Source organism: Polaromonas sp. DSP2-3-2b2 (assembly GCF_049895905.1).
Lineage (GTDB): Bacteria > Pseudomonadota > Gammaproteobacteria > Burkholderiales > Burkholderiaceae_C > Polaromonas.
In genome coordinates this window covers 14,485-32,213 of record NZ_JAFCTH010000015.1, presented here as the reverse complement: position 1 = coordinate 32,213, position 17,729 = coordinate 14,485, and the positions used below count along the sequence as shown (strand labels likewise).

Below are 17,729 nucleotides of genomic sequence, written 5' to 3'. Positions count from 1 at the left end.
CGGGCCGAGGCAAAAAAAAGCGGGCTGTTCAAAGCCCGCTGCGAACCTTCAGGCGTGCGTTCAGACGCGCCGGGCCAGTTCGGCGGCCATGCCGACATAGCTGCCGGGCGTCATCACCAAGAGGCGCTCTTTTTCGGCTTCGGGAATTTCCAGCGAGCGGATCAGGCCGTGCAGGTCTTCGGGCCTGACGGTCTTGCCGCGCGTGACTTCCTTGAGCTTTTCATAGGCGCCCGCCACGGCATAGCGGCGCATCACCGTCTGGATCGGCTCGGCCAGCACTTCCCAGGAGCTATCGAGGTCAGCGGCAAGGTTTTCCTCGTTGAGCTCCAGCTTGTTCAGCCCGATGCACAGCGAGTTGTAGGCCAGCACGGCGTAACCCAGCGCCACGCCCATGTTGCGCAGCACGGTCGAGTCGGTCAGGTCGCGCTGCCAGCGGCTGATGGGCAGCTTCTCGCTCATGTGGCGCAGCAGCGCATTGGCCAGACCCAGGTTGCCCTCGGCGTTTTCGAAGTCAATCGGGTTGACCTTGTGCGGCATGGTGGACGAGCCGATTTCGCCCTCTTTGAGCCGCTGCTTGAAGTAGCCGAGGCTGACATAGCCCCAGATGTCGCGCGCCAGGTCGATCAAAATCGTGTTGGTGCGCGCCACCGCGTCAAACAGCTCGGCCATGTAGTCGTGCGGCTCGATCTGGATGCTGTGGGGCTGGAACGTCAAGCCCAGACCCAGCGGCTCCGGCGTTTCAATCACATGGCGGCTGAAGGCTTCCCAGTCGAAGTCGGGCCAGGCGGCCAGGTGCGCGTTGTAGTTGCCCACGGCGCCGTTCATCTTGGCCATCAGCTTGATGCCGGCGATTTTTTCGCGCGCTTGGACCAGGCGCACCACGATATTGGCAAGTTCCTTGCCGACGGTGGTCGGGCTGGCGGTCTGGCCGTGGGTGCGGCTGAGCATGGGCACTTCGGCATGCGCATGGGCCATCTGGCGCAGCTTGTCGATGACCTTGTCGAGCGCCGGCAGCACGACCTGTTCGCGGCTGCTTTTGAGCTGCAGCGCCTGGCTGGTGTTGTTGATGTCTTCGCTGGTGCAGGCAAAGTGGACGAATTCGCTGGCGGCCTGCAGCTCGGGCCGGGCTTCGAACTTGGACTTGATCCAGTACTCGACCGCTTTCACGTCGTGATTGGTGGTTTTTTCAATCGTCTTGATGGCAATGGCGTCGGCTTCGGAAAAGTTCTTCACGAGGCCGAGCAGGTAGGTGCGCGCGCCGGGGCTGAGCGGCTTGAATTCGGCGAACTTGGCATCGGACAACGCGATGAACCAGGCGATTTCCACCTGGACCCGGCGGTGCATATAGCCTTGCTCGGACATCAGGGGGCGTAGGGTGGCAAGTTTGGCGACGTATCGGCCGTCCAGCGGCGACAGTGCGTTGATGGGTGAAAAGCTCATGGGCGTGATTGTAGGCCGCACGGGTGGAAATACCGGCCACGCTGCGTTACAGCGCAATTACCTGCCAGGACGCCGCTGTCCTTCAGCGCGCGCCCTGAATCGATAGAATGCTGGTTTACCCGGCCACGACAAGAACACAGCACATGATGAAACTCATCGGATCCGCCACCAGTCCCTTTGTACGCAAGGTGCGCATCGTCATGGCCGAGAAAAAACTCGACTACCAGTTTGTGCTCGAAGACGTCTGGGCCGAAAAAACCGCCATGAGCCTGTCCAATCCCTTGGGCAAGGTGCCGTGCCTGGTCATGGAGGCGGGCGAGGCGATTTTCGATTCGCGCGTGATTGTCGAATACCTCGACACGCTTTCGCCGGTGGGCAAGCTGATTCCGGCGCAGGGCCGCGAGCGCGCCGAAGTCAAGACCTGGGAAGCGCTGGCCGATGGCGTCATGGATGCCGCGCTGCTGGCCCGGCTGGAGGCCACCTGGTCCGGCCGCAGTGCCGAGCAGCGCTGCGACGCCTGGATCGCGCGGCAGATGGGAAAGATCGACACCGCGCTGCAGGCGATGAGCAATGGCCTGGGCGACAAGCTCTACTGCAGCGGCGTTCATTTCAGCCTGTCGGATGTGGCGGTGGGTTCTGCCCTGGGTTACCTGGACTTTCGTTTCCCCGAAGTGCAGTGGCGCGAAACGCATCCCCAGCTGCTCAGGCTGCATGACAAGCTGGCGCTGCGGCCGAGTTTCGTGGAAACGCAGGCCGGCTGATTTTTCTGGGCCTACTGCCGTGCGCGCTGCTTGAGCCAGCGCATCAGCCGCCCGACCAGCGGCAGCTTTTCATACAGCTCCTCGGCCGCGTCCCAGTAGTCGCGGTGAAAATCCAGCAGCCCGGCAGCGTTGAACTTCAGGTGCGATCCGCCGCGCACGGTCTGCAGCGTCCGGGTGTCAAAACGTTTGAAGTGGAAAATGAAATCCCAGGTCAGGAAGCACTCCTGGCCATCGACGATGCAGCCGGTCACCACGAAGCGCGGCTGCTCCAGCGATTCGTACATGTGGCTGAACACCTGCCGGATGGCGGGCAAGCCGCGCACCTCGTTGAACGGGTCCTTGAAATACGCCTCCGGCGCGTACAGCGTGTCCAGCCGGTCCAGGCTGGCCGGGCTCAAGCTTTCAAAAAAATCAACGACATGCGCGGCGGCTTCGCGCATGGGCGGGGCTTTTTCATGTTCCGGGTTCATATTCATGGCGTGGCGCTTCACAGCGAAGTGATCTTGCGAACGGCCGCGAAACGCGCGGCGTAAGGCAACAGGCGCAAGGCCTTCATCCAGCGCGTGAAGCGCTTGGGAAAGTGGATTTCAAACTCGCCCTTGCGCCAGCCCTGCAGGATTTCTTGCGCCGCTTGCTCGGGCGTGATCAGCGCGGGCATGGTGAACTGGTTCTGCGCGGTCAGCGGCGTTTCGACAAATCCCGGACACACCAGGCTCACGCCGATGCGGCTGTCCTTCAGGTCGAGGTAAAGCGTTTCGGCCAGATTGATCAGCGCGGCCTTGGTCGGCCCGTAGGCTAGGGACTTGGGCAGTCCGGTGTAGCCGGCCACGCTGCTGATCAGGCTGATGTGACCGGACTGCTGCGCCAGCAGGGCCGGCAGCACCGCGTCCAACAGGTACAGCGCGCCGCGGTAGTTCACCTCGCTGTGCCTGAGCATCTCGGCCAGGTCAAAACCGGTGGCGCGCAACTCCTTGTAATAACCAGCGCAATACATCACCAGGTCGAGCTTTCCTGCGGCCAGCACGGTTTGCGCCGCTGCCTTCAGCGCTGGCGGGTCAGTGACATCGAGCGCCAGCGCCACGGCGCCCGGATGGCTTTGCACGAAGCCGGCCAGCGCATCGGCATTGCGGGCAGAGACGAACACTTTGGCGCCCGCCGCATGCAGCGCATGCGCCGTGGCCTGGCCGATGCCGCTGGATGCGCCGACCAGCCAGACGTTCTTGCCACGCCAGTCGGGCATAAGGGGATTGAAGGACATGGGCGACTACTTTACTTGTAATTAATTTGATAGCTGTAAACGCCCGTACTGCCTGCGCAAGAGGCCGATTTGATGGATATTTTGCGTATTTTTAGCGCTTCACGAACGACAGCGTGACCTCGCCCAGCTTGACGCCGAACTTGCTCATCTCGGCCTTGTTCAGCATCACCTTGTCGTTCATCAGGTACATCCAGTCGTCGAACTGCACCTCGATGACGCGGCCCTCGACCGGCAGCTTGAGCGTGTAGCCCCAGCGAAAGGCATTGCCTTTTTCCTGGCCGGCGGCCTCGCCCACCACGTCGTCGGCGGTCCCTAGGAAGCGGCCGTCGGGCTGGCGCTTGAGCGTCCAGATGCGGCGCTGCTTGGTGCCGTCGGAATAGGTGAAGTCCTCGTCGAGCACGCCGGTCTCAAGCCCGGGCGGGCCTTGCCAGCTGCATTTCATGACGACGGTGAAGCGCTTGACGACCTTGCCCGAGCGGTCGGTGAACAGGCCGTAGGCGTCCAGCGTGCCGTTGAAATACTGGCGCAGGTCGAGCACCGGCTGCTCGGCGGCGTAGTCGCTGACCTGCGGGCCGGCGCAGCCCGCCAGCAGCGTCAGCGACAGCACGAGCGCCGGCAACGCGCCTTTGAAAAGCCGGGTGGGTGTGGGAATGCAGGTCATGCTGGGACGCTTTCAGAAGGGTGGATCAGGAAAAGCCAGGCGCTGGCCGCCGCCAGCAGTTTCAGGATGCACGGCAGCACGCAATAGGCCACCACCAGCGCATCGAGCGCGCTAGCGTCGCGGCTGCCGGGCACGTAGCCAAACGCGCCGAGCAGCGGCAGCGCCAGCCCGGCGGCCAGCGCCAGGTTGAGCTTGGTGGCGAAATTCCACCAGCCGAAGTAGGCGCCTTCGGCCTGGCCCGACTGGCCGTCGGCCTGGATCACGCCGGCCAGCAGCGCGCCGGGCAGCGCCAAATCGGTGCCCAGCGCCACGCCCGACAGCGCGCAGACCAGCGCGAACGCCATGCTTTGCCCTGCGCCAAGCTGCGTGGCCCAGGCAAACACGGCAATCGCCAGCGCCATGCCAATCAGCCAGGTGCGCGCCAGCCCGAGCCGCTTGACGACGGCGAGCCACAGCGGAATCGACAGCGCCGCCGCGAGGAAATAGCTGCCCAGGAACAGTGGCTCCATGCGGGCCGGCGCCTGAAGCCGGTCCTGGATGAAGAACAGCACCAGCGTGGCCGGCACGGCGCTGGCAATGCCGTTGAGCATGAACACCGCCAGCAGCCGGCGAAAGGCGCGCGACCGCCAGGGCAGCCACAGCGCGCCGGCCGCCGGCGCATGGTCCGTGCGCCGCGCCACCGGCTCGGGCGCCCGGCGCCAGGCCAGCCAGCCGGCCAGCAATGCTACAAAAAAGAGAGCTGTTGTCGCAGGCAGGCCAAGCGCTACCGGCATGATTGATGCCAAAACCACGCCGACCAGCCCGAGCCCTTCACGCCAAGCGACGATGCGGCTGCGCTGCGCCTCGTTGCCGCCCAGCATCGCGCCCCACGACTGGTGCGACACGCTGAGCGTGCTGTAAGCCGCATAGGTCAGCACCAGGCTGGCGCCGGCCCAGGCGGCCAGCGCGAACGGCGCGTCCTGCACCGCCTGCAGCGGAAAGAACAGCAAGCTAAAGCCCAGCGCCAGCGCCAATGCCGCCAGCGCGCCCAGCCGCAGCACCGACGCCGCCGAACGCGCGAACAGCCGGTCGCTCAGCCGGCCGAGCATCGGGTCGATCAGCGCATCGAACAATCGGGCGCCCAGCAAAATCGCGCCCAGCAGCGCCAGCGGCATGCCGAATTCGCGCGCGTAGTGGTTCGGCAAGATGACATAGAGCGGCAGCGCCACGAAGGCCAGCGGCAGGCCCAGCAGGCCGTAGGCCAGGCCGTTGCGGGCAGAAAATGCCTCCGGCACGGCCACAGCCGGCGCGCAGGCCTGAATGGCTTGCGATGCGGCCGCCTGTGTCATGGGCTGCTTCCGGCGAGCAGGGCTTCGCGCATCCGGGGCTCGGACGTACCGGGCGACAGCCAGATGCCGAAGAACAGCCGGGCAAAGTCGGCGTCCAGAATCTCGCCGCTGGCCCGGCCATTGACCCAGAAGGCTGCGCTGACACCGGGCCGGTGTACGCCGGTGATGCGGTCGCCCTTGCGCACATCCGGAATCACCCGCAGCAGCTCGGCCTTCCACTGTGCGGCCTGTGCGTCGCTAACCGGCTGGCTGCGGCGCATTTCCTTCAAGGAACGCTCGGCGATGTCGGCCGCCTGGAAATTGCGCAGGTAGTTCAGTTCCAGCGCCAGCGCTGACGAGGCAAAGCTGGCGGCGCTGAAATTGTCCGGCGCCCACAAGCGGACGTCGTAGATGTCGAAACCCCAGAGGGTCAGCCGCGTCTGGCCGACCAGCCTGGCCTGGGGCAGGGCGCTGAGTTCGGGCCGCGCTGGCGGCGCGCCGGCGCGGCTGGCCGCCAGCTCGGGCGTGGCTGGCGGCGCGGATAGTTGCGCCAGCGCCGCGCTGGCCCACAGCAGCGCAGCCAGGCCGACGGGCAGCGCGCGCTTCATGGCCGGCGTCAGCGCTTGCGCAGCGTGAACTGCATCACGCTGGTGTTGGCCTGCGCAAAAGCCGCTTCGCAATAAGCCAGGTAGAACTCCCATATGCGGATGAACCTTTTGTCAAAACCGAGTTGCAGCACGCGTTGCTCCTGCGCCAGGAAGTCGCCCTGCCACAGCCGCAGCGTGCGCGCATAGTCCAGGCCAAACGAAAACTCGTCAACGATGTCAAAACCGGCTGCTTCGGCCTGCGCCCGGAATTCGCGCGGACACGGCAGGCAGCCGCCCGGAAAAATATACTGCTGGATGAAGTCGGTCGAGCCAATGTAGCGGTCAAACAGCTCGTCGGCAATCACGATGCTCTGGATGCAGGCACGGCCGCCGGGCTTGAGCAGGCGCGCGACGGTCTGGAAATACTCAGGCCAGTATTCGCGGCCGACCGCCTCGACCATCTCGATCGAGCAGATCGCGTCGAAGGGCTCGTCCTGCGTCGTCTTGCCGATGTCGCGGTAGTCCTGCAGCCGCAGGTCGGCCTCGTCGGACGCGCCCAGCCGGGCCATGCGGGCATTGGCCCAGGCCAGCTGCTCGGTGCTCAGCGTCACGCCGACCAGGAAGGCGCCGAACTCGGTCGTTGCCATTTCGGCCAGCGCGCCCCAGCCGCAGCCGATTTCCAGCACCCGGTCGCCAGGCCTGGCCTGCGCCATGGTCAAGGCGCGGCGCACCTTGGCATGCTGGCCTTCAACCATGGTGGTCTCCGGCGAGTCGAAAATCGCCGATGAGTAGTTCATCGTGCTGTCGAGCCAGAGGGTGTAGAACGCATTGCCCAGGTCGTAATGAGCATGGATGTTCTTCTGGCTGTTGGCCTTCGTGTTGCGGTTGAGCAGATGCTTGACGCGGTAGGCCAGGCGGCCCAGCCAGCTGCCGTAGATGGCGCTTTCGACTTCCTGGCGGTTGACGATCAGCAGTTCGAGCAGGTCGGCCAGGTGCGGCGTGGTCCAGTCGCCGGCGATGTAGCTTTCGGCAAAGCCGATGTCGCCCGAGCGCAGGGCGGCGCTGCACGGTTTCCAGTTGTGCAGGTGCAGGCTGGCCATGGGCGCCGTGCCCGAGCCGAAGCGCAGCAAGTAGCCATCGGGCAGCTGCACCGTGAGCGTGCCGTGCTTCAGGCGCCTAAGCATCTTCAAGGCGGTGCGCGCGGCCCCGGGCGCGTCGCGGGGGATGGGCTGGGCGGCGGGAATCGAGGGAGGGCTGAGGCTGGTCATCGCGTCACGGTATTTTTGGGAAGCTCGGGTTTGCTGACAAAGGGAATGCGTTTGCGCCACAGCCTGAAGGCTTGCCAGTGGATGCGTGCCATCACGCCCAGTGTCATGGCCGGGTAGCGCCACAGCGCCTTGCGCAGGCTGGCCGGCGTGACCGGCTCCAGCGTGCCGCTGACGCTGGTCTGCAGCAGCGGCCCGGCCGCGTCGTCATCCAGGCGGTCGTGGTAGTCGATGCGGGCCACCGTCTTGCGCACGCCGTCCTGGCTGCTGTGCATGAAGCGAAAGCGGTAGCCGCCGGCCAGCGTGCAGAAGGGCGAGACATGAAACACCTTGTCGGCGCTGAGCTCCTGACCGTACCGGGGCTCGTCAAGCAGATAGCAGTGGCGCTCGCCAAAAGTGTTGTTTACCTCGACCACGATGGCGCGCAACGTGCCATCTGGCCGGTGGCAATACCAGAAGCTGACCGGCTTGAAGGCATAGCCCAGCACACGCGGATAGGTGTGCAGCCAGACCTCGCCGCCAGCGTCTTCCACGCCTTCGCGCAGCAGCAGGGCGTCGAGCCAGGCCAGCGCGTTGTCGCCGCCGTCGCCGTGGTCAGCGTCGAAAAAGCTCAGCGCGCCGCGCCGGTTGTGCGCCAGCGCGCCGCTGCCATCGCGGTGCAGGCTGCGCATCGGCAGCATGAGGAAATAGGTCGGGTAGTTGAAGGCATTGGCGGCCGGGCGCAGGCGCTTGTGCACGACCCGGCCGAAGCCGATCAGCGGCACGTCTGCTGCTTGCGGGCGGGTCATGCCGGCTCGCCTTGCAGGGCTGGCGCGGCCTGCGTGTGCTGCTCCAGCAGCAGCCGGGCGGCGTTCATTCCCGACTTCAGGCCGTCTTCATGAAAGCCGTAGCCGGTCCAGGCGCCGCAGAAATAGCTGTGCTGCCGGCCCTGCAGGGCTGGCAGCAACTGCTGCGCCTGGATCGCAGCCAGGTCGAACACCGGATGCATGTAGTCGTATTCACCCATGACGTGGGACCGCGCGATGTCCCGCAACGGATTCAGCGACACCACGACCGGCTGCGCAAAGGGCAGCGGCTGCAGCATGTTGAGCAGGTAATGCAGGCACACGCTGGACGATTCGCGGTCGATGCCGGCGGCGCGTTCGTAGTTCCAGGCCGCCCAGGCGATCTTTTTTTGTGGCAACACGGCGTTGTCGGTGTGCAGCACGGCGCGGTTGGCCTGGTAGCGGATGGCGCCCAGCGTTTTTCGCTCGGCACTGCTGGCGCCCTGCAGCAGTGCCAGCGACTGGTCGGAATGCGTGGCCAGCACGACCTTGTCGAAATGCTCGATGGCGTTGCGCGTGACGATGCGCACGCCGCTGCGCGCAGCCCCGGCATCGCGCTCGATGCGCAGGACCGGCGTGTTCAGCCGCTTGTCGGCAATGCCGGCGACGATTTTCTCGACATAGTGGCGCGCGCCGCCCCTGACCGTCCACCACTGCGGCCGGTCGGTGACCTGAATCAAGCCGTGGTTGTGGCAGAAACGGATCATGGTGGAGACCGGGAATTGCAGCATCTGGTCGGTCGGACACGACCAGATGCAGCCCATCATCGGCAGGAAATACCAGTCGCGGAACTCGGCCGAGAAATCCTGCTGATGCAAAAAATCGCCCAGCGGCTGCACCATGGCAGCCTCGGCGTTGGACAGCGCCAGCGTGGTGGTGATGCGGTTGAAGCGGACGATGTCGCGCAGCATGCGCAGGAATTTCCAGCTGACCAGGTTGCCGCGCTGGGCAAACACGCTGTTCAGGCTGGAGCCGCTCCATTCCAGCGTCCGTCCGCCCGGTGCGCCGGGCGCCTTGACCGAAAACGACATGTCCGACCGGGCGGTTTCAACGCCCAGTTCGGCAAACAGTGCGATCAGGTTGGGATAAGTGCGTTCGTTGAACACCAGAAAGCCGGTGTCCACGCCGTGGGTGACGGGGCCGAGCGGCGTGGGCAGCGTGACATCGACGGTGTGCGTGTGGCCGCCGAAATAGTCGCCCGCCTCGAACAGCGTGATGCGTGCCCGGCCCTTGAGCGTGTGCGCGGCGGCCAGCCCCGAAATGCCCGAGCCGACGATGGCCACCTTGGGAAGAGAGTGGCTCATGGCCGCGTTCCAGGGCGGGAGCGAAATATAAAAATGCTGCGAAGCGTCCCGGTGCGAACAAGGGAGTGAGGGAGGAGTGAAACCGCCCCGGGTGTGCAGACCGGCCTGGAGGGCCGGAAAGGCTTCGCAACAATGAAACTGTGTGGGCCTTGTTCCGGCGCTCTGGCGCTGCTGGAGCAAGGTAGGCAGTAGGAGTGTTTTGAGCCTAATCGAGTTCCCCCGCGTCGGGGTTTCAGTCGGTAAAGTTTTGTTAAGCCGCCAGCAGCTTTTGCGCATGCGCCAGCCGTGTTCATGGCTTGGCCAGCTGCTTTTCAATTTCGGTGATGAACTTGCTGCTGCCCGGATCGGTCATTGAGTTGAACGACGTCACGGCCAGGCCGTTGCGCGAAATGATGTATTTGTAGAAGTTCCAGCGCGGCGGTGTGCCGCTGGCGGCGGCCAGCTGTTTGAACAGCGGGCTGGCGTCCTTGCCGCTCACGGTGGTCTTGGTGAACATGGGAAAGTTCACGCCAAAGGTGCTCTCGCAAAATTCCGCGATGTCCTTGTTGCTGCCCGATTCCTGCGAAAAATCATTCGACGGAAAGCCCAGCACCACCAGGCCGCGCCCCTGGTATTTGGTGTACAGCGCTTCCAGGCCCTTGTACTGCGGCGTGAAGCCGCAAAAGCTGGCGGTGTTGACGACAACGACGACCTTGCCGCTGTACTGGCACAGCGACTGCGGCTTTTCGTCCTGCAGGCGCAGCACGTTTTGTTGCAAAACGGCAGGACAGGCCTGGGCCGGCACCTGAGCCGAACTATCGGGCTGGGCTGCCCCGGCCGGCGAGGCGGCAAGTACCGCGCCGGCCAGCAGCGCCAGCGTCAAGGGAACAAGGGAAAAGGCTTGCATGGCTGGCTCTCAAGAAAAAAGGTTTGAGCTTATACGCACCGGCTTGCACAGTGGATTCAAATTTTTTTTGGGGCCAATGACCCTGAAGGCACTGCCTGTCATGGTGTTTTGTTGAAATCAATACTATTCCGGCCAAAGACAACACCCGGAACGCGCCCAGTCGCTTACCCGCTGATCCAGGAGATACCATGCTTTACCCCGAATTGTTCAAACAGCTCGAAGCCGTCCGCTGGAACATGGACACGGACATTCCCTGGTCCGCCTTCGATCCGTCGCTGCTGACCGACGAGCAGGCCCGGACCATCCGCATGAATGCCATCACCGAATGGTCGGCGCTGCCGGCCACCGAGATGTTCCTGCGCGACAACCGGGGCGACAGCGATTTCTCGGCTTTCATGTCGATCTGGTTTTTCGAGGAACAAAAGCATTCGCTGGTGCTGATGGACTACCTGCGGCGTTTCCGGCCCGAACTGGTGCCGACCGAGGAAGAACTGCACGAGGTGCGTTTCGAGTTCGAGCCCGCGCCGCCGCTGGAAACCCTGATGCTGCATTTTTGCGGCGAGATTCGCCTGAACCACTGGTACCGCCGCGCCAGCGAATGGCACACCGAGCCGGTGATCCGGCAGATCTACACCCGGCTCAGCCAGGACGAGGCGCGCCACGGCGGCGCGTATTTGCGCTACATGAAGCGTGCCATCGGAAAATCCGGCGACGAGGCCAGGGCGGCATTCGCCAAGGTCGGCGTGCTGATGGCCAGCGCCCGGCGCACCGCGCAGGCGCTGCATCCGACCAACCTGCATGTCAACAAAGCCTTGTTTCCGCGCGACACCATCCAGAGCCGCCTGCCCGACCCCGAGTGGCTGGCGCACTGGCTCGACACGCAGATCCGTTTCGACGCTGGCTGGGAAACGAAAGTGGTCGAGCGCATCCTGCACAATCTGGGGCTGTTGCTGGGCCAGCCGTTCAAGACCGTTCAGCAGCTCAACCACTACCGCAAGGAACTTGGCCGCCAGTTCGCGGGGCCCCAAGCGCCGGACACTTTCCTGAAAGCCGTATGAAGCCGCCTTCCTTCCTGAACAAGATCGTCAACCGCAACGACGCCGCTGCCCGCATGGCCGCGCTGCCGCGCCCGGTGGTGTTCACCAACGGCGTGTTCGACGTGCTGCACTGCGGCCACGCAACCTATCTGGCGCAGGCGCGGCAACTCGGCGCCAGCCTGGTCGTGGCGCTCAACACCGACGCCTCGGCTAGGCGCCTGGGCAAAGGCCCGGACCGGCCGCTGAACCCGCAGGACGACCGGGCAGTGCTGATGGCCGCGCTCGAATCAAGCAGCCTGGTGACCTGGTTCGACGAGGACACACCGCTGGAACTGATCACCGAACTCAAGCCCGACGTGCTGGTCAAGGGCGGCGACTACGACATGGACACGCTGGCCGAGACGGCGGTGGTGAAGGCCTACGGCGGCCGGGCGCTGGCGATTGCGTTTGTTGAGGGGTATTCAACGACGGCGCTGGTGAAAAAGATTCGCGCGGGGACTTCGGCGGGGTGATATTTGCTATTGGATTGATAGCTGCTTGCGCACGTACTGATTGCGCTAGAGGCTGATTTCGTTCAATTATTTTTCGTTGCAGGGCGTTCAATGGGCGGGGCGTGCCGGCTTGCACTCCATTCATTCATGGTTGTACAATAAAACGTACATATCAGGAGACACGTCATGGATGCCATCACCTACTCTGCCGCCCGCGCCAATCTGGCCAGCACCATGGACCGAGTGTGCAACGACCATGAAGCCTTGATCATCACCCGCAACGGGGAACAATCCGTCGTCATGCTATCCCTGGAGGATTTTCAGGCGCTGGAAGAAACGGCTTACCTGCTGCGCAGTCCCGCCAACGCCAAACGCCTGCTGGCCGCCGCCGCCCAGCTCACCGCCGGCAAGGGCACGGAGCGGGAACTGGCCCAGTGAAGTTGATTTTTGCGGACGAGGCCTGGGACGATTACCTCTACTGGCAAAAGCACGACAAGCGGATGGTCGAGCGCATCAACAAGCTCATTCGGGAAACGCAGCGCGAACCGTTCTCCGGTGTCGGCAAGCCCGAGCCACTGAAGCACGCGCTGTCAGGATTCTGGTCGCGCCGGATCACCGATGAACATCGCATGGTTTACAAGGTGGAAGGCGATGCGCTTTTGCTGGCGCAGCTTCGGTATCACTATTGATGTCACCTAAGGCATTGACTGGCATTCTCGTGAAGGCTGGAATCCAGTCAATGGACGGGCTAGGCGCTTACCCGCCATAGTGAAGTTCTCTGTGGCAGTTTGGACATAAAGCGATTGCATTTGCCACTGTGTCTTCGCCTCCATGAGAAAGTAGTTTTCTGTGATGTACCTCCAGATACGGAGCGCCATCTTTCTTTCGCTTAAATGGCGCTGCCTTGAGGCATGATCCGCAGACACCGGCCGCACGATGGAGGACTTCAGCGACCACGTAGGGACTTCGTTTGAAAGTCTCTATAAGCCGTGCTACCTTTTCGGGAAGCTTGGGAGAAGTGTTCAGTTGCGCCTGCCGTTGTTCAGCCGTAGCTCCGAAGGCTAGTTTGACCTCCGCACGAAATGATTCCTCCTCTTCGGCAAGAGAAATAGGCTTTGGAACTGAGATCTCATACTTTGCTGCAACTAGGCTCAGTGCTTGCAAAGTAACAGGCCTAATGCCTTCATAGTATTCAATGTGCTTACGCACTGCACTGACAGCTTTTTCCAAGGCAAGCGGTCCTAAGTCTTTTGCAATTCGGCTTAAAAAGTAGTCGGTCGCTGGCGCATTCATCGTGCGTTCAAATAGCTCGCCCTGCATCATCAGACTGTGGCCTTTGATGTAATACCTCGCGGAGTTTGGATTCCACTGATATTGCTCTTGGAGTAACTTGACACCTGTTTTAAGCGCCAACTGGTCAGCGAATATTTTCACTGCGACTTCGTAGATGGCTTCAATTTGAGTTTGCGTGATTTTCATGGGTGATTTGTAATTGCCTTTTGTTCCTTGTCATGCTTGAGGCGGCACGCTACCGCTTAAGTCGATGGCGTCTCTCACGGCCCTACCTCCCCAGCCCGCGCCGTCACCACCTCAACCGGCTTCCCCCGCACCTTCCCTGCCATGCGCCGGATGAACTGCTCCAAATCATCCATATAAGTAAACACCGCCGGCACCACCAGCAGACTCAGCACCGTCGAGGTGATCAGCCCGCCGATCACGGCCACCGCCATCGGCGAGCGAAAGCTGGAGTCCGCCGCGCCAAAGCCCAGCGCAATCGGCAGCATGCCTGCGCCCATGGCCAGCGTGGTCATGATGATCGGCCGGGCGCGCTTGTGGCAGGCATCCAGCAGCGCTTCCAGCCGGGTCATGCCCGGCACCACCGGGTGGCCGTCGCTGCCGTCGTTGCCGCGCCGGGCGACGATGGCGTATTCGACCAGCAGGATCGAGTTCTTGGTGGCTATGCCCATCAGCATGATCAGGCCGATCAGTGACGGCATGGAAAAGCTCTTGTCGGCGATCAACAGGCCCACAAAAGCGCCGCCCAGCGACAGCGGCAGGGCGGCCAGAATCGTCACCGGGTGCAAAAAGTCCTTGAACAGCAGCACCAGCACGATGTAGATGCACAGCACGCCGGTCAGCATCGCCAGCCCAAAACTGGCGAACAGCTCGCCCATGACTTCGGCGTCGCCCACTTCCACCACCTTCACGCCGGGCGGCAGGTTTTTCACGGTGGGCAGTTCCTGCACCGCCTTGGTCACATCGCCCAGCGGCAGGCCGGACAGCTCGATCTCGAAGTTGACGTTGCGCGAGCGGTCGTAGCGGTCGATGATGGCCGGGCCGCTGGCAATGGTCAGCGTGGCGACCTGCCCTAACATCACAGGCCCCCGGGCGCCCGGCACCGACAGGCGCTCTAACACGCTCAGGTCCTGGCGCGCGGCGTCGGCCAGCTTGACGACGATCGGCACCTGGCGCTCGGACAAATTGAGCTTGGGCAGCGCCACGTCGTAGTCGCCCAGCGTGGCGATGCGCAGGGTTTCGCCAATCGCGGCGCTGGTCACGCCGAGGTCGGCGGCTCTAGCAAAGTCGGGCCGCACGGCGATTTCGGGGCGGATCAAACTGGCGCTGGACGCTACGCTGCCCAGGTCGGGAATGGTGCGCAAGTCCTTTTCCACCGCGCGCGCGGCGGCGCTCAGGGCCAGCGGGTCCTCGCTGGTCAGCACCAGGATGTATTTTTCGCCCGAGCCGCCCAGGCCGACCTTGCTGCGCACGCCGGGCAGGGCTTCCAGCGCCGTGCGCATCTTGTTCTCGATGCCCTGCTTGCGCGGCCGGTCGCCGCGTTCGCTCAACAGCACGGTCAACGTGGCCTTGCGGGTTTCGGCCGCGCCCGAGCCGGCAAACGGGTCGCTGCCCGCCGAGCCGCCGCCTATCGTGGTGTAGATGCTGCGCACATGCTCGACTTTTGAAATCATCAGCCTCGCCTGTTCGGCCGCCGCTTCGGTCTGCTTCAGGCTTGAGCCGGGCTGCAATTCCAGGTAAACCTGCGTCTGCGAGTTGTCATCGGGCGGGATGAAACCGGTGGGCAGCAACGGAATCAAGAGCACGGAGCCAACGAAAAACAGCGTCGCCATGGCCATGGTGACCACGCGGTGCTTGAGGCACCAAGTGGACGCGCGCATATAGACCTTGAGCCAGCCAGGATCCTTGTGGTCGCCGACGATGGGTTTCAAAATATAGGCCGCCATCATCGGCGTCAGCACCCGCGCCACGATCAGCGAGGCGACAACCGCCAGCGCCGCCGTCCAGCCGAACTGCTTGAAGAACTTGCCGGCGATGCCGCTCATGAAGGCCGTCGGCAAGAACACCGCGACCAGCGTGAAGGTGGTGGCGACCACCGCCAGGCCGATCTCATCGGCCGCCTCCATCGCCGCCTGATACGGCGTCTTGCCCATGCGTAGATGCCGCACGATGTTCTCGACCTCGACAATCGCGTCGTCCACCAGAATGCCGATGACCAGCGACAGTGCCAGCAAACTGACGGTGTTGATCGAAAACCCCAGCAGATACATGCCGATGAAGGCCGGAATCACCGACAACGGCAGCGCCACCGCCGAGACAAAAGTGGCCCGCCAGTCGCGCAAAAACAGCCATACCACCAGCACCGCCAAAATGGCGCCTTCGTACAGCAGCGCCAGCGAGCCTTCGTATTCTTCGGCCACCGGCTTGACGAAATTGAAGGCTTCGGTCAGCACCAGGTCGGGGTGCTGGAGCCTGAGGTCGGCCAACGCCGCCTGCACCGCCGCGCCGACGGTGACTTCGCTCTCGCCCCGGCTGCGCGCGACTTCAAAGCCGACGACCGGCTTGCCGTCGAGCAGCGCGGCCGAGCGCGGGTCGGACACGGTGTCGCTGACGGTGGCGACATCGCTGAGCCGAATGCTGCGGCCGTCGCTGAGCGCCAGTTCGAGCGCGCCCAATTCCTGCGCCGACTTGACGGTGGCCAGCGTGCGCACCGGCTGCTCGCTGCCGCCCAGGTCGGTGCGCCCGCCGGCGCTTTCGGTCTGCACCTGCTTGAGCTGGCGCGAGATGTCGGCGGCGCTGGCGCCCAGCGCCTGCAGTTTGGACGCATCCAGCGCCACGCGCACCTCGCGTGTCACGCCGCCGACCCGGTTCACCGCGCCGACGCCGCGCACCGCCAGCAGTTTGCGCGCAATGTCGTTGTCGACAAACCACGACAGCGCCTCGGCGTCCATGCGGGTTGAGGCAATCGTGAACGCCAGGATCGGCTGGCCGGCCAGTTCGACCTTGCTGACCACCGGGTCGCGCAGGTCGGCGGGCAGGTCCGAGCGCACGCGCGCCACGGCCGAGCGCACGTCGTCCACCGCTTCCTGCACCGGCTTTTCGAGCCGGAATTCGGCGGTGACGCTCACGCTGCCGTCCTGCACCTTGGTCATGATGTGCTTGAGGCCCTGCACCGTGGCAATCGAGTTTTCCAGCTTGCGGGCGACCTCGGTTTCCAGCTGCGCGGGCGCCGCGCCCGGCAGCGAGGCCGAGACGCTGACCGTGGGCAGGTCAATGTCGGGAAAGTTCTGCACCTTCATGGCGTTGAAGGACAGCATGCCGCCGAAGCTCAAGAGCACGAACAGCATCACCGCCGGAATCGGGTTCTTGATGGACCAGGAGGAGACGTTCATGGTGTTGCTCCATTTTTGATAGCTGCTGGCGCAGGCCTAGCTTGCGCGGGAGGCTGATTTGACTCATTTTCCTGGCCAATGCGCACCAGATCGCCGTCGTTCAGGAAACCCGCGCCGTTGACGACGATGCGCGCATCGGGCATCAAGCCCGACACCACCTCGACCCGGTCGCCGGCCAGCCGCCCGGTCTGCACCTTGAGCTGGCTGACGCGGTTGTCAGCTCCGAGCCGGAACAGGTAATTGAAGCCGTCGCGCACCACCAGCGCGCGCTGGGGAACGGTCAGGGCGTCGGTCGCGCCCAGTTCAAATTCGCCGCGCGCGAACATCCCGGCCTTTGCCGGCGAAGCCTTGCCCGCCGAGGCAGGCAGGTCGACATAGACCAGCGCCGAACGCGTCAACGGATCGACGCTGGGCGCGACCATGCGCACCCGGCCGCGCAATTCGCCGCCGCTGGCCGGCACCACGCTGACCGGCGTGCCTTGCTGAATGCGGCCGAGTTCGGCGGATGTCACTTCGGCGCGCCATTCGAGCCGGCCCTGGCGGATCATGCGGAACAGCTCGGCGCCGCTGCCGACGACCGAGCCCACGGTGGCGGTGCGCGCCGAGATCACGCCGCTGTCGGGCGCCAGCACCTGCGTCTGCCGGCCGCGCAGCTGCTGCGCGCCGAGCACCGCCTGCGCGGCTTCGGCGCGCGCCTTGGCGGTCTTTTCAAGCGTCAGGTATTGATTGATCTGCTGCGCGCTCAGCGCGCCCGAGCTTTGCAGACTGCGCGCCCGCTCGGCGTTGGCAGCGGCATCAAACGCGTTGGCCTGGGCCTCCAGCAAACTGGCGCGCGCCTGCGCCACGTCGGCCTGCACGCTGTCGGTTGAGAACGTCGCCAGCACCTGCCCGGCCTTGACCACGTCGCCGACGTTGGCGCGCACCTCGGTCAGCCGCAGGCCGCTGGACTCGGCGCCGATGACGGCTTCCTGCCAGGCGGCGATGTTGCCGTTGGCCGCCAGCCGGATCGGCAGGCGGGTGGTCTGCGGCGTTTCGGCGGTGATGGTCAGGGCGGGCTTGGGCGCGGTCTGGGCCGGCTTCGCCGCCGCCTGCCGGCCGGGCGCGAGGAAGTAGAAAGCGCCGGCGGCGACCGCCAGCACGGCAATGGCGGCAACGATGACGGACTTGGCGGTGGGTTTGTTCATGGTGGAAAGTCAGTCAGGGAAATCAGGAAAGGGGCG

The 17,729-nt window shown here is 64.1% G+C and carries 18 protein-coding genes; 5 read left to right on the top strand and 13 right to left on the bottom strand.

Going from position 1 to position 17,729, the window contains the following annotated elements:
- Positions 1–60: 60 nt before the first annotated feature.
- Positions 61–1,440, bottom strand: a complete 1,380-nt coding sequence (purB, locus tag ACP7AD_RS13095; RefSeq protein ID WP_426148012.1) for an adenylosuccinate lyase — start codon at positions 1,438–1,440, stop codon at positions 61–63.
- Positions 1,441–1,586: 146 nt separating this feature from the next.
- On the opposite strand from purB, the gene ACP7AD_RS13090 reads away from it, so the two are divergent.
- Positions 1,587–2,201 (top strand): glutathione S-transferase N-terminal domain-containing protein, encoded by a 615-nt coding sequence (locus ACP7AD_RS13090; RefSeq protein WP_426148072.1) that lies wholly within the window; start codon positions 1,587–1,589, stop codon positions 2,199–2,201.
- A gap of 11 nt (positions 2,202–2,212) precedes the next feature.
- On the opposite strand, the gene ACP7AD_RS13085 is transcribed toward ACP7AD_RS13090, so the two are convergent.
- The 9 genes from ACP7AD_RS13085 to ACP7AD_RS13045 form a co-directional block, all read right to left on the bottom strand.
- Complete coding sequence (locus ACP7AD_RS13085; protein ID WP_426148071.1) at positions 2,213–2,671, bottom strand: nuclear transport factor 2 family protein; 459 nt, start codon at positions 2,669–2,671, stop codon at positions 2,213–2,215.
- A gap of 17 nt (positions 2,672–2,688) precedes the next feature.
- Entirely contained in the window at positions 2,689–3,459 is a 771-nt protein-coding gene (locus ACP7AD_RS13080; RefSeq protein WP_426148011.1) for an SDR family NAD(P)-dependent oxidoreductase, read from the bottom strand.
- A 91-nt stretch (positions 3,460–3,550) separates the two neighbouring features.
- Entirely contained in the window at positions 3,551–4,120 is a 570-nt protein-coding gene (locus ACP7AD_RS13075) for a DUF3833 domain-containing protein (RefSeq protein WP_426148010.1), read from the bottom strand.
- Positions 4,117–5,448: an MFS transporter gene (locus ACP7AD_RS13070; protein ID WP_426148009.1), complete on the bottom strand. Its 1,332-nt coding sequence runs from the start codon at positions 5,446–5,448 to the stop codon at positions 4,117–4,119. The genes ACP7AD_RS13075 and ACP7AD_RS13070 overlap by 4 nt, the downstream gene beginning before the upstream one ends.
- The gene (locus ACP7AD_RS13065; protein ID WP_426148008.1) at positions 5,445–6,035 is read right to left on the bottom strand and encodes a chalcone isomerase family protein; all 591 of its coding nucleotides are present in this window, start codon (positions 6,033–6,035) and stop codon (positions 5,445–5,447) included. The genes ACP7AD_RS13070 and ACP7AD_RS13065 overlap by 4 nt, the downstream gene beginning before the upstream one ends.
- A gap of 8 nt (positions 6,036–6,043) precedes the next feature.
- On the bottom strand, positions 6,044–7,282 hold the full coding sequence (locus ACP7AD_RS13060; protein ID WP_426148007.1) for a class I SAM-dependent methyltransferase: 1,239 nt from the start codon (positions 7,280–7,282) through the stop codon (positions 6,044–6,046).
- Complete coding sequence (locus ACP7AD_RS13055; protein ID WP_426148006.1) at positions 7,279–8,067, bottom strand: DUF1365 domain-containing protein; 789 nt, start codon at positions 8,065–8,067, stop codon at positions 7,279–7,281. The genes ACP7AD_RS13060 and ACP7AD_RS13055 overlap by 4 nt, the downstream gene beginning before the upstream one ends.
- Positions 8,064–9,407: an NAD(P)/FAD-dependent oxidoreductase gene (locus ACP7AD_RS13050; RefSeq protein ID WP_426148005.1), complete on the bottom strand. Its 1,344-nt coding sequence runs from the start codon at positions 9,405–9,407 to the stop codon at positions 8,064–8,066. Before ACP7AD_RS13050 ends, ACP7AD_RS13055 begins: the two co-directional genes overlap by 4 nt.
- Positions 9,408–9,696: 289 nt before the next feature.
- Complete coding sequence (locus tag ACP7AD_RS13045; RefSeq protein ID WP_426148004.1) at positions 9,697–10,293, bottom strand: glutathione peroxidase; 597 nt, start codon at positions 10,291–10,293, stop codon at positions 9,697–9,699.
- A 188-nt stretch (positions 10,294–10,481) separates the two neighbouring features.
- On the opposite strand from ACP7AD_RS13045, the gene ACP7AD_RS13040 reads away from it, so the two are divergent.
- From ACP7AD_RS13040 to ACP7AD_RS13025, 4 genes are all read left to right on the top strand, one after another.
- Positions 10,482–11,351 (top strand): ferritin-like domain-containing protein, encoded by an 870-nt coding sequence (locus tag ACP7AD_RS13040; protein ID WP_426148003.1) that lies wholly within the window; start codon positions 10,482–10,484, stop codon positions 11,349–11,351.
- Entirely contained in the window at positions 11,348–11,842 is a 495-nt protein-coding gene (rfaE2, locus tag ACP7AD_RS13035) for a D-glycero-beta-D-manno-heptose 1-phosphate adenylyltransferase (protein WP_426148002.1), read from the top strand. Before ACP7AD_RS13040 ends, rfaE2 begins: the two co-directional genes overlap by 4 nt.
- Positions 11,843–12,007: 165 nt before the next feature.
- Entirely contained in the window at positions 12,008–12,259 is a 252-nt protein-coding gene (locus ACP7AD_RS13030) for a type II toxin-antitoxin system Phd/YefM family antitoxin (RefSeq protein ID WP_426148001.1), read from the top strand.
- On the top strand, positions 12,256–12,510 hold the full coding sequence (locus tag ACP7AD_RS13025; RefSeq protein ID WP_426148000.1) for a Txe/YoeB family addiction module toxin: 255 nt from the start codon (positions 12,256–12,258) through the stop codon (positions 12,508–12,510). Before ACP7AD_RS13030 ends, ACP7AD_RS13025 begins: the two co-directional genes overlap by 4 nt.
- 67 nt (positions 12,511–12,577) lie before the next feature.
- Here the strand turns inward: ACP7AD_RS13025 and ACP7AD_RS13020 are convergent, their stop codons facing one another.
- The 3 genes from ACP7AD_RS13020 to ACP7AD_RS13010 all read right to left on the bottom strand — a co-directional run bounded on the left by ACP7AD_RS13020 (position 12,578) and on the right by ACP7AD_RS13010 (position 17,693).
- On the bottom strand, positions 12,578–13,300 hold the full coding sequence (locus ACP7AD_RS13020) for an HNH endonuclease (protein ID WP_426147999.1): 723 nt from the start codon (positions 13,298–13,300) through the stop codon (positions 12,578–12,580).
- Between the two features lie 74 nt (positions 13,301–13,374).
- A complete protein-coding gene (locus tag ACP7AD_RS13015; protein ID WP_426147998.1) occupies positions 13,375–16,509 on the bottom strand; it encodes an efflux RND transporter permease subunit in 3,135 nt (1,044 codons plus the stop codon).
- Positions 16,506–17,693 carry an efflux RND transporter periplasmic adaptor subunit gene (locus ACP7AD_RS13010; RefSeq protein ID WP_426147997.1) on the bottom strand — a complete coding sequence of 396 codons (1,188 nt, stop codon included), beginning with the start codon at positions 17,691–17,693 and terminating at the stop codon, positions 16,506–16,508. The genes ACP7AD_RS13015 and ACP7AD_RS13010 overlap by 4 nt, the downstream gene beginning before the upstream one ends.
- Positions 17,694–17,729 lie beyond the last annotated feature (36 nt).

Coding starts and splice junctions, on each gene's coding strand:
- purB (WP_426148012.1), bottom strand. CDS start 1,440: ATGAGCTTTTCACCCATCAACGCACTGTCGCCGCTGGACGGCCGATAC.
- ACP7AD_RS13090 (WP_426148072.1), top strand. CDS start 1,587: ATGAAACTCATCGGATCCGCCACCAGTCCCTTTGTACGCAAGGTGCGC.
- ACP7AD_RS13085 (WP_426148071.1), bottom strand. CDS start 2,671: ATGAACCCGGAACATGAAAAAGCCCCGCCCATGCGCGAAGCCGCCGCG.
- ACP7AD_RS13080 (WP_426148011.1), bottom strand. CDS start 3,459: ATGTCCTTCAATCCCCTTATGCCCGACTGGCGTGGCAAGAACGTCTGG.
- ACP7AD_RS13075 (WP_426148010.1), bottom strand. CDS start 4,120: ATGACCTGCATTCCCACACCCACCCGGCTTTTCAAAGGCGCGTTGCCG.
- ACP7AD_RS13070 (WP_426148009.1), bottom strand. CDS start 5,448: ATGACACAGGCGGCCGCATCGCAAGCCATTCAGGCCTGCGCGCCGGCT.
- ACP7AD_RS13065 (WP_426148008.1), bottom strand. CDS start 6,035: ATGAAGCGCGCGCTGCCCGTCGGCCTGGCTGCGCTGCTGTGGGCCAGC.
- ACP7AD_RS13060 (WP_426148007.1), bottom strand. CDS start 7,282: ATGACCAGCCTCAGCCCTCCCTCGATTCCCGCCGCCCAGCCCATCCCC.
- ACP7AD_RS13055 (WP_426148006.1), bottom strand. CDS start 8,067: ATGACCCGCCCGCAAGCAGCAGACGTGCCGCTGATCGGCTTCGGCCGG.
- ACP7AD_RS13050 (WP_426148005.1), bottom strand. CDS start 9,407: ATGAGCCACTCTCTTCCCAAGGTGGCCATCGTCGGCTCGGGCATTTCG.
- ACP7AD_RS13045 (WP_426148004.1), bottom strand. CDS start 10,293: ATGCAAGCCTTTTCCCTTGTTCCCTTGACGCTGGCGCTGCTGGCCGGC.
- ACP7AD_RS13040 (WP_426148003.1), top strand. CDS start 10,482: ATGCTTTACCCCGAATTGTTCAAACAGCTCGAAGCCGTCCGCTGGAAC.
- rfaE2 (WP_426148002.1), top strand. CDS start 11,348: ATGAAGCCGCCTTCCTTCCTGAACAAGATCGTCAACCGCAACGACGCC.
- ACP7AD_RS13030 (WP_426148001.1), top strand. CDS start 12,008: ATGGATGCCATCACCTACTCTGCCGCCCGCGCCAATCTGGCCAGCACC.
- ACP7AD_RS13020 (WP_426147999.1), bottom strand. CDS start 13,300: ATGAAAATCACGCAAACTCAAATTGAAGCCATCTACGAAGTCGCAGTG.
- ACP7AD_RS13015 (WP_426147998.1), bottom strand. CDS start 16,509: ATGAACGTCTCCTCCTGGTCCATCAAGAACCCGATTCCGGCGGTGATG.
- ACP7AD_RS13010 (WP_426147997.1), bottom strand. CDS start 17,693: ATGAACAAACCCACCGCCAAGTCCGTCATCGTTGCCGCCATTGCCGTG.